This is a genomic window from Oleiphilus sp. HI0117 (assembly GCF_001635235.1).
Genome location: NZ_LWGA01001307.1, coordinates 1 through 9,677, shown reverse-complemented (window position 1 = coordinate 9,677; position 9,677 = coordinate 1). Strand labels below are relative to the sequence as shown.

Annotated in this window: 12 protein-coding genes; 7 read left to right on the top strand and 5 right to left on the bottom strand. The window is 45.8% G+C overall.

Going from position 1 to position 9,677, the window contains the following annotated elements; genetic code table 11:
* Positions 1-435 (top strand): aldo/keto reductase (locus A3757_RS22695; protein WP_197470237.1); only part of this gene is annotated, 435 nt, incomplete at its 5' end.
* 12 nt (positions 436-447) lie between these two features.
* Here A3757_RS22695 and A3757_RS22690 read toward each other — a convergent pair.
* The 4 genes from A3757_RS22690 to A3757_RS22675 form a co-directional block, all read right to left on the bottom strand.
* Entirely contained in the window at positions 448-1,833 is a 1,386-nt protein-coding gene (locus A3757_RS22690; RefSeq protein WP_197470236.1) for an ATP-binding protein, read from the bottom strand.
* A gap of 21 nt (positions 1,834-1,854) precedes the next feature.
* Positions 1,855-2,532 (bottom strand): response regulator transcription factor, encoded by a 678-nt coding sequence (locus tag A3757_RS22685; RefSeq protein ID WP_068513365.1) that lies wholly within the window; start codon positions 2,530-2,532, stop codon positions 1,855-1,857.
* Between the two features lie 13 nt (positions 2,533-2,545).
* On the bottom strand, positions 2,546-2,812 hold the full coding sequence (locus A3757_RS22680; RefSeq protein ID WP_068513369.1) for a PepSY domain-containing protein: 267 nt from the start codon (positions 2,810-2,812) through the stop codon (positions 2,546-2,548).
* A 61-nt stretch (positions 2,813-2,873) separates the two neighbouring features.
* Complete coding sequence (locus tag A3757_RS22675; RefSeq protein WP_068509409.1) at positions 2,874-3,449, bottom strand: glycine zipper 2TM domain-containing protein; 576 nt, start codon at positions 3,447-3,449, stop codon at positions 2,874-2,876.
* Between the two features lie 266 nt (positions 3,450-3,715).
* Here A3757_RS22675 and A3757_RS22670 point away from each other — a divergent pair, with 266 nt between their 5' ends.
* From A3757_RS22670 to A3757_RS22655, 4 genes are all read left to right on the top strand, one after another.
* Positions 3,716-5,161, top strand: coding sequence for a wax ester/triacylglycerol synthase family O-acyltransferase (locus tag A3757_RS22670; RefSeq protein ID WP_082870214.1), 1,446 nt, complete (start codon positions 3,716-3,718; stop codon positions 5,159-5,161).
* 225 nt (positions 5,162-5,386) lie between these two features.
* The gene (locus A3757_RS22665; RefSeq protein ID WP_068513375.1) at positions 5,387-7,042 is read left to right on the top strand and encodes a GMC family oxidoreductase; all 1,656 of its coding nucleotides are present in this window, start codon (positions 5,387-5,389) and stop codon (positions 7,040-7,042) included.
* 88 nt (positions 7,043-7,130) lie between these two features.
* Positions 7,131-7,577 carry an NUDIX hydrolase gene (locus A3757_RS22660; protein WP_068513378.1) on the top strand — a complete coding sequence of 149 codons (447 nt, stop codon included), beginning with the start codon at positions 7,131-7,133 and terminating at the stop codon, positions 7,575-7,577.
* A 520-nt stretch (positions 7,578-8,097) separates the two neighbouring features.
* Positions 8,098-8,400, top strand: a complete 303-nt coding sequence (locus A3757_RS22655) for a hypothetical protein (RefSeq protein ID WP_068511170.1) — start codon at positions 8,098-8,100, stop codon at positions 8,398-8,400.
* 24 nt (positions 8,401-8,424) lie between these two features.
* Here A3757_RS22655 and A3757_RS25905 read toward each other — a convergent pair whose 3' ends face one another.
* Positions 8,425-8,574, bottom strand: a complete 150-nt coding sequence (locus A3757_RS25905) for a hypothetical protein (protein WP_156490768.1) — start codon at positions 8,572-8,574, stop codon at positions 8,425-8,427.
* Between the two features lie 57 nt (positions 8,575-8,631).
* On the opposite strand from A3757_RS25905, the gene A3757_RS22650 reads away from it, so the two are divergent.
* Positions 8,632-9,246: a helix-turn-helix transcriptional regulator gene (locus tag A3757_RS22650; RefSeq protein ID WP_068511171.1), complete on the top strand. Its 615-nt coding sequence runs from the start codon at positions 8,632-8,634 to the stop codon at positions 9,244-9,246.
* Positions 9,247-9,256: 10 nt separating this feature from the next.
* A partial coding sequence (locus tag A3757_RS22645) for a hypothetical protein (RefSeq protein WP_156506502.1) occupies positions 9,257-9,677 on the top strand: 421 nt, incomplete at its 3' end.

The following is a 9,677-nucleotide window of genomic DNA, read 5'->3' as shown; positions in this document are numbered from 1 at the left end:
TCAATACAAAATGAGTTTAATCTACTACATACCAAAGACTGGCCTTACCTGATTGAAAACTGTGTTCACCAGGATGTCGCTTACCTTCCCTGGTCTCCGCTTGGTGGCGGCGTATTAAGCGGTAAATATCTAAATGGAGAAAGGCCTGATGGTAGTCGCTGGAGCATTCCACAACGCAATGGTATTTTACGGGACAAGCCAAATGTCGAGACGGCTGTCAGTGCCTATGCCTCGATTGCTAAGCAACTCGATATCACGCCGGCACAATTGGCATTAGCCTGGTGTAATCAGGTCGATGGTGTCACATCAACAATTATTGGCGCCACCAGTTTGCAGCAGCTGGAAGAAGATATCGAAGCCTTTAAAGTTGAGTTATCCAAAGATGACCTGAAGGCTATTTTCAAAGTACTTAGGGAATACCCTTTGCCTTTCTAGCACAAAAAAGCTCTATAAACCCTGAGAAAAGGCGAGCTCTACACTTAGCCCGCCTAATTCAGAATCAGATAATCTTAGCGTCCCGCCGTAGCTCTCGACAATATCATTTACTACAGCTAAACCTATTCCTTGGCCGGGAATCGTAGTGTCCGCGCGCTGGCCTCGTCTGACGAGCTTTGCCTGCTCAGCTTCACTTATCCCCGGGCCATCATCTTCAATGGTGATCCGTAAGGTATTGTCATGGGCCCTTGCATGAACATTAACCTGCGCCTTTCCGTATTTAAAAGCATTATCGATCAAGTTGCCTAAGAGCTCTATCAGGTCACCTTCATCTCCCCTAAAGACTGCGTCGCCGGAGATATCACAAGCCAAAGTCATCGACTTATCATGATAGACCTTGCCCATGGCTGCACAGATTTTATCGCACAAGGGTTTGACTACTACGGCCTTATTAAACGGGGCTGCCACACCCCCAACGGCGCGTGTTAGCTGGTAGGAAAGTATTTTATCGATGCGCTCATTCTGCTCCTCAATATCCTGGAGCCATGAGGTATTGCGCATATCATCAGGTAGGGAGTTTCCCGCCTGATTCAAGGCGCTGCTAATAATGGCAGAAGGGTTTTTAATGCTATGTGCCAGGTCCGCTAAGGTATTCCGATAGCGTTCTCGCTGATGAGCTTCGTGGGAAATAAGACGATTAATACTATCCGTCATCTCCTGAAGCTCTAAGGGATAATTGCCTTTCAGCGAATCCGACTCACCTTTCTGAATCACACTCAAGTCATGACTTAAAGCAGCAATAGGGCGAAGCCCCCACTTCAGTATCATGAACTGAAGTGCAATGAGTGCCAGCGCTACCGCACTCAACCAAAACCAAAGCGAGGCTCTGTACTCCTCCATTGCTTGGCGATAAGCATCTTGCGTTTCCAAGACAACAAAACGGAAAGGTAAAACACGCTCACCATCTTCCCACTCAACTAAATAATGTAGGTGGAAAAAAGGCACGTCACTAATAGGTAAACGAAGGAATTTTGGGTCTCCCAGGCTTAGCTCACTTACATCATACTCAACCGTGTCCAAGCGTCCTTGAGCGGAGAGAGACTTCCACAAGAGAGCGTTATCTTGATGATTAAAAGCAAAAGCATAGTGATTAGAAAAAGCTTGGTTCAAACGATCATCAGTCACCAGTTCAGGCAACCAAAGCGATTGGGATTCCAGTTCGGCCGATGCAATCAAAGCATAAGCCTGTGTCGTCATTTTTTGATGCTGGGCTTCCAGCAAGCTAGCAGAATAAGCGCGCTCAAGCACCCAAGCCAAGGCACCACAAATAAGGGGTAGCAATAAGACTGAAGCCAACGCCAAGCGCCCTTGTATACTTGTCAGCAGCCAGTTTTTCATCAAGCAAGTCTTCATCAACACTTACTCTGAAGGGTGAAGGAAGCGATAACCCTGCCCTCGCACAGTTTTGATTAAGGAAAGCTTACAAGCCGTTTCAAGTTTCTTTCGAAGACGGCCAACCAAGACCTCTATCACGTTGCTATCCCGGTCGTAGTCTTGCTCATAAAGGTGCTCGGTCAACTCAGCCTTCGAGACTGGTCGCTCAGAATTTAGCAAAAGGTACTCTAGAATATTGAACTCAAAAGCAGTTAAGTCAATCGCGCTATCATTTACTGTGGCTTGCTTGGCCGATAGGTCTATTGTCAGAGTCTCAAACTTTAGCACTGAAGAGGCTTGGCCGCCAAAACGTCTGAGCAAGGCTTTAATACGTGCAAATAACTCTTCGACATGAAAAGGCTTCACCAGGTAGTCATCTGCACCAGCATCCAGGCCTTCAACTTTATCTTGCCAATTTCCGCGAGCAGTCAGTATCAATATAGGGAAGTCCCTCCCCGCTTTTCGCCAACGACGAATCACTTCAACGCCTTCAATTTTTGGCAAACCTAAGTCCACAACCGCCAGGTCGATCGGGAACTCCATTCCCTTATATAAACCTTCTTCACCATCAGCCGCGAGTTCAAGACAATAAGATTGTTGCTTTAAAGCATCTGCCAACTGTTCTCGCAGTTTGTTTTCATCTTCAATCACTAGAAGCTTCATCGTCTAGCTCTCTTTACTTGGCGCCACTGAGCAGCTCACCACTCAGGCTATCGACATGCAACACCCTAACTCGACCCGCTTTAGTTAAAAACTTAACCCGATAGACGCTACCACGGGGCGTTTCTTTGAGCTGAACTTTCAGGACCTTTCCTTCGAACCTTTCCTGAACAAGGGCAATTGCTTGATCTCGACCAATTCTCTCATTCTTTGTCTCTGCGACCAGGTTTGCGGATAAGCACACCAGCAACACGGCGGACAAAAAAAGTTTTACGAGTTTCATAGCAATCACCTTTGCGAACGTTGCCAACTAACGAGGCTTCTTTCGGTGTCACAGCTCCCTTCTAAAAAGGTTCCACCCTGACACGCACTTTTATTTTCTTACCCGGCTTCTGATCCATTCGGGTCTTATATCTTTCACCCTTGTAACGATACCATACATGGTAGCCGAGCACCTTCTCTTCATAGCTTATACGATGCCGGGTTTCGCAGCGCTGTTCATCACGGTAGTGTGACCTTGTTTTATACCGACGACGCTCATTCGAGGCGATATCGCTCCCCACTGAGGCCCCTAATATTGCACCCACAGCCGTACCAATCTTCTTGTTTTTGCTTCGGTGCCCTACAGCATTACCAATTGCGCCACCAATAATACCGCCAAGAATAGTACTAGTATGTGAATGCTCACTTCTAGGATAATCATCATATCGAACCTGTTCAGTCCAACATTCCTCTTCGGGAATTCTTTTTTCAATGGTTTTAATAATCGGCTCCACCTTCACTACGCGAGCAAAGTCGATTGAACGGTGACTCCTTCCACCCGCATAGCTAAGCGAGCTGAATAGCATCGCCACAATAATAAACGCCACCAATACCGTAGGCTGAGGTAGGTAGTTTCTTGAGTAGGTTAATTGTTTCATGTTCATATTCCTCTTTCTTTTTAGAAGGTGGAATAATCTTAAAACACTAAAGCTGAATGAAAGCTGAACAAAGAATATGAACACAAAAATGAAATTTCAGCGTACAAAACACCGAAATATAAAAAATACAATCAATAAAAAATCAATCACTTAAAAAAACAAATAGACACAGATCAAACAAAATCAACATTTGAGTTTACAGTTGTGCGCACAAATGAAAGAATTAGCTAACTCATCCAGCAACGTGTAGCCACCCCGGAGGCACCATGCACAGACTATCCAATCTCGATGCTTCATTTTTACACCTCGAATCTGCCAGATCACCCATGCACATCGGCTGCACGCTGACCTTTTCTCAGCCTAAGAACAAGACAATGACCTTCGAGCAGTTCAAGAGTCATATTCAATCGCATCTGTCGATATCGCCTGTTTTTAGAAAGAAGCTGGCGACACAAATCCTAGACCTTGATCGACCAGCCTGGTTAGACGATGAGAGCTTTGATATTGATCAACACTTGTTCCACACAAGTTTGAAAGGTGAGCTGCACGAACATGACAAAAAGCAGGTTATCAACCAGTTCTTTAGTCGCGCACTAAATCATCACAGGCCTTTGTGGGAAATAATGTATATGGAAAGTGAAAACAAGCCGGATGAGTTTTTTGTCCTGCTGAAGTTTCACCATGCCGCAGTCGATGGTATGTCTGCCGAGCATATTCTCGCTGGCTTACTAAGCCCTAAAAGCGCCCCGCAAGCCGAGCTTACCGATGATTGGAAACCCGAACACCAAGACTTGCCGAGCACCGTTTATGAAATTGGTAGCAAGCACATTCAAAACGCCTATCGCAGCCCACTTAAGGTTTACGGCCTAGCTAAACGTCTGAGTCACTCTATCTTTAGCTCCCAAGCACTTAGAATGCTCGATAAGGAACAGCGTCCTCCGCACTTTTTCACCGCACCTGAAACGCCGTTCAATCAAGCAATCAGTAAAAAGCATTTCTTTGCAAGCGCCCATCTACCGCTCTACAAAGTAAAGGAAATTAGAAAGGCCTACCCGGGCAGCACAATCAATGATGTTGTATTAGCAATCTGCTCAGGTGCTCTGCGAAAGAACCTGGAAACAAGCAATGAGCTTCCTGAAGAATCTTTAGTCGCTATGATTCCCGTATCAAAACGAGAAAAGGACGAACAAGGAAGCCCAAAAAGTTCAGGAGGGAACCTAATCTCTCCAATGCTCATATCGCTCGCGACAGACCTCGACAGCCCGAGCTCCCGACTTGGCATGATTCATCAAAATGCCCTTAGAGCCAAAGAGTTTAACTATAAAGTCGCGGTTGAACGAATCATGAAGCATCTTCCCTCGTGGTCTTCTTCCTTAACCATGAAAGCTTATACACGCCTTCGTCTAGCCAATATTCTAAAGCCCGTTTTCAACCTGATTATCACCAATGTACCGGGCCCCAAGGTTCCCTTGTTTCTGAATGGCGCCGAGCTAAAATCTCTTGAAGGCGTTGCACCGATCGTTGATAACATGGCGCTAACTGCTGTGGTCACCAGCTATGTCGATACACTAACAATCAGCCTGACTAGCTGTGAATCGATTGCTGATAAGGTCAGCTTTTTGGCAAGTAATTTCAACGAGGCACTGGACGAGCTATACCAAGAACTGGTACCTGAGAGACCAGAAGCGCCTTCTCCACAACAAGCCGCATAATTACTATCTTGCGAACAGTTATTCCACTCTGGGTTTAGAGCCTAAGGCTGTAAACCCTCTTCTAGTTAAAGAACCTCCCCCTTACTAGCAAGGCTCACAAGTGAGATTTCCCTTTTCAAGCCCCTTCCTATCGTTCAAACTATCTTCAACAAATACACGACCACATTGATAAGCTTGTTCTCAAAACGATGAGCTTATTTGATAATAATAAGAGGCGCACACCACATGGACTCACTGACTTTCGATTACGTCATCATTGGCGCTGGTTCTGCGGGCAGCGTATTAGCTCAGCGTTTATCCCAAGAAGGTGATAAAACCGTGCTTGTGCTGGAAGCCGGGCCGCGAGATAAAAGCCCGATGATCAAGGTTCCCGGGGCTTTTGCTTACTTCATGTATAGTAAGAAATATAACTGGCGCTACGAGTCTGAGCCGGTTGCCGATATACGTAACGGGCAGCCTCTATTTTGTCCTCGCGGAAAAACTCTCGGCGGCAGCAGTGCTGTCAATGCCATGGTTTATATTCGCGGTCACAAATCAGACTACGATACCTGGGAAGCACAAGGAAACCCTGGCTGGAGCTTTGATGACATGCTGCCCTACTTCAAAAAATCAGAAACCAACGAGCGCGGTGCCAGTGACTATCATGGTGGAGAAGGCCCTATCTATGTCTCTGACACGCAAAACACTTACCCGCTTAACGAGTGTTTTTTGGCTGCAAGTGAGCAAGCAGGATACCCTCTAACAGAAGATTTCAACGGACCACAATTTGAAGGCGCGGGCTATTATCAATTTACCATCAAAGATGGCGAGCGCTGCGGCGTTTCACGCGCCTATTTAAAGCCGGCCATGACAAGGCAAAACCTCTTTGTTGAATGCGAGGCCTTTGTCGATAAAATTCTCATCGAGAACAAAGTCGCAACAGGGGTCGAGTTTACTCAACAAGGTGAAAAGCATACCGTCCATGCACGTAAAGAAGTGCTGTTGTGCGGCGGCGCCTTCAACTCTCCTCAAACGCTTATGCTTTCAGGTATCGGCGATAAAGAGGAGCTTCAACAACATGGTATCGAAGTGATACAGGATTTGCCCGGCGTCGGAAAGAACCTGCAGGAACATGTTGATGCCTGTGTTTTGGTGAAAAGCAAAAAGAAGGATGGTTTCTCGACAAGCCCCGGCGGACTGCTAAAAATGCTACCCGACACTCTTAAATATCTGCGCGACAAGCAAGGCAATCTGGCGAACTCAATTACCCAGGCGGGCGCCTTTTTGAAGTCTAGCCCCGAGGTAAAGGTACCCGACATTCAGATGCACTTTGTTCCCTTACTCTTTGACGACTGCGGGCGCGATTTAAAACTCCTGTCTAGCCATGGCTACTCTCTTCACGTTTGCGTCCTTCGCCCTAAAAGCCGAGGCAAACTCAGCTTAAAATCAGCAGACCCAAGAGAGCCAATCAAAATCGACTTCAACTTTTTCTCCGACCCTGAGGATGCAAAAGTATTAGTCAACGGCATTCGGGTTGCTCGGAAAATATTAGCAAGCCCAGCCTTTGATGGGCATCGTGGCGAAGAGTTGCACCCAGGTAATAACATCCAATCAGATGAGGCACTTTTGAAGAAGTGTAAAGAACGGCTAGGCTTGGTATATCACCCTAGCGGCACCTGCAAAATGGGCAATGACCCTATGGCTGTCGTAGACAGTGAGCTGAAAGTTCATGGTATTAAAAAGTTGCGAGTAATCGACGGCTCAGCAATGCCGACTCTGGTTAGCGGTAATACGAACGCCCCCATTATCGCGATGGCAGAAAAGGCCGCCGAGATGATCTTGCAAGCTAAAACACAGTCTACTTTCCATATACAAGAGAAGGAACTTGAGACAACTAAATAAGTCTTTCTCAGTATTTTGAAATGTTCAGCTCACTGATAAGATATCCGCTTTACTGGCACACCGACTATATAAAGGATTTAACACAATCATGACCTGGACACCCCATGCAACCGTCGCCACGCTTGTCGAGCGAGATGGCAAGCTGTTACTCGTTGAAGAACGCTCTCATGGGAAAACCGTATTCAACCAACCTGCCGGTCATATAGAGCAAGGTGAAAGCATACAAGAAGCCGCTATTCGAGAAACGTTGGAAGAGACCGGCTGGCGCGTCAAGCTCACGGGATTTATTGGCTTATATACCTATACCGCCCCACAAAATGGCGTATGTTATTACCGCTTTTGCTTTGCCGCCGAAGCACTTGAAAAAGAGAGCGATAAGCTCGATAAAGATATTATTGCTGCTCATTGGTTGAGCATGGATGAGATACGAGCACTAGAAGATAAACTCCGCAGCCCGCTCGTACTAAAGTGTTTTGATGACTACTTCCAAAAAGACCACCTAGCACTCGATACCATATATGAGTACACGACCTAAGCAGTCGTCAAAACAAGAATTATATAAAAAACAGCGTTTTTCTCTTAAGCTTATCTCAAGATAGTTTTTTTGATCGGAATAGAAACAATGGGGCCGCGTCCTTGCGAAAACTGAATCTAGCGCTTGAAAAAACACTAAATAATAATGAGAAAACTTTTGCACAAGGCCAGCTTAACATTCAGGCCAAACAAGAGCTGTAAATGCGATGCGCAAAAGTAAAAGGCTTGCCTAACTAGTGACTGGCCCAGAACACCGTTGCTAATCCGTGCAAACAGTGCTCAGGCAAGCCAAGTACTACTATACGTAGAATATATTCTTAATCGAACCCGTCTGGGTCTTGACAATTCTCCGCCCAAATGGCGACCCAGGAATTTTTTTCTAATTCAATGCCAATTCTGTGAACTAGCGCTTATTAAACTGGAAATCTACTCAGGAATTCCGTTACTATCTTTACAACTTAAAGATCTCTCAAGCGCTTAAATCTAGATCGCTCAGCAGTTATAGGTCTCGTGGCATAGCAATGAACTACAACAATAAAATTGTCGACCTTGTCGCTCATATATATGAATCGGTCGCTTACGACGATGTATGGGAAGAGGTTATCAGCGATATCTGCGATGCAATTGAAGCGCTGGGCGGCTATCTAACGATTACTGATAGGAAGTCCCAGCAACTTAGTATCGTTGCTAATCGATTTAACGACAAAACTATCGAGTCATATAGCGAAGAATACGCCCCCCTTGATGAACGCAGACTAAGCGTCGAAGACATGTCTACCAGTTCAATCAAAAAAGGCTCAGAGCTATTAGATAGCCAAAGCTAACGCTCTTCTAAAGTCTATCAGGAGCTATTCCGTGAAAATGATTGCTTCCATAGTATCAGCACCTGCTTTTATCGAGATACCCAGTTCATTGCCAGCATCACCTTTTACCGCCCAGATACTCAGCAGGATTTTGATAACCAAACAAAGAAAATTCTCGGCATCTTTGTACCACACCTAACGCGCGCTTTTACCATATCCACCCAAACCAAACTTGCCCAGCTACAAAGCCAGGTGCAAGAGCAGCTAAAAAGTAGTACTGAAGCTGCTATTTTTTTGGTGATGGAGAATTATGTCTCCAAACCTATGAACGCCCGGGCAGAAGAGTTTGCAAAATCGAGTGAGGTGCTCACCTTAAAACATGACCGCCTCGCACTGAAGAACCCTGCCGCCAACAAGCGGCTACAGCACCTTGTCATGCAATGCATTCTTGCTTCGCAGGGAATAGATTTGTTTCCAGGAGGCTTCATTCGTTTAGATGCATACGTTGGTGGAGGCAATGAATGGCATATTGGTGTTACGCCCTACCGAAAGTCTGCGCATGAAAATAAGATATGGAAAGCGAAAGGTTCACTCGTGGTGATGCGTCCTGTCGAGAAAGACAGCTTTGAGAAGCTCAATCTAGTCCTGGCTGACTTTTATGGCCTGACCGCCTCCGAGACACAAGTTCTCAGCAAGGTGATATCTGGGCTATCAGGCTCAGAAATCGCCGAAGAGCTCAAGCTCACTAAAGAGTGCGTTCGCTCTCGCTTGAAAAAGATATACCAAAAAACAGGTGTATCGAATCAAGTTCAGTTAACACACAATATACTGGAAGGCCCCTACAAACTGGCCAACATGTTAGGATAAACAAACAGGCATGAAGCAAAATAAGGCATCTACACAGCAATCAGAAGTTCTTAGTACCAAGCTAGGCACACAATATCGTAAGCGAATCGTTATTAGCGTGTCACTGGTCGGCGTGATTGTATCCTTATGCTATTCAGCTATTTTATGGACTCAATACCAACAAGCGCTGAGCAGCTTTACAGATTTCCTATATGCGCTCTGCTATGCCGGAACATTCTACTGGGTCAGGCAGGAGAAGTTTGTCCTTTCCGCCTATTGGTTGATACTCATTGCCAGCCTGCAAGTTACCTTGGGGAGTATATTCTTTGTCGGCGCTGAAACGGGCTTCCAACTCTATTTCCTAAGCCTCCCGGTCGTGGTCTACTTTCTGCTCAATGACCAGGAAAAATGGAAAAAGCTTGCTGTCATGCTTTATGGTTGCTTGTGCTTTT

Excerpts from the sequence above, each read along its gene's own strand:
- A3757_RS22690 (WP_197470236.1), bottom strand. The coding sequence starts at position 1,833 with ATGAAAAACTGGCTGCTGACAAGTATACAAGGGCGCTTGGCGTTGGCT.
- A3757_RS22685 (WP_068513365.1), bottom strand. The coding sequence starts at position 2,532 with ATGAAGCTTCTAGTGATTGAAGATGAAAACAAACTGCGAGAACAGTTG.
- A3757_RS22680 (WP_068513369.1), bottom strand. The coding sequence starts at position 2,812 with ATGAAACTCGTAAAACTTTTTTTGTCCGCCGTGTTGCTGGTGTGCTTA.
- A3757_RS22675 (WP_068509409.1), bottom strand. The coding sequence starts at position 3,449 with ATGAAACAATTAACCTACTCAAGAAACTACCTACCTCAGCCTACGGTA.
- A3757_RS22670 (WP_082870214.1), top strand. The coding sequence starts at position 3,716 with ATGCACAGACTATCCAATCTCGATGCTTCATTTTTACACCTCGAATCT.
- A3757_RS22665 (WP_068513375.1), top strand. The coding sequence starts at position 5,387 with ATGGACTCACTGACTTTCGATTACGTCATCATTGGCGCTGGTTCTGCG.
- A3757_RS22660 (WP_068513378.1), top strand. The coding sequence starts at position 7,131 with ATGACCTGGACACCCCATGCAACCGTCGCCACGCTTGTCGAGCGAGAT.
- A3757_RS22655 (WP_068511170.1), top strand. The coding sequence starts at position 8,098 with ATGAACTACAACAATAAAATTGTCGACCTTGTCGCTCATATATATGAA.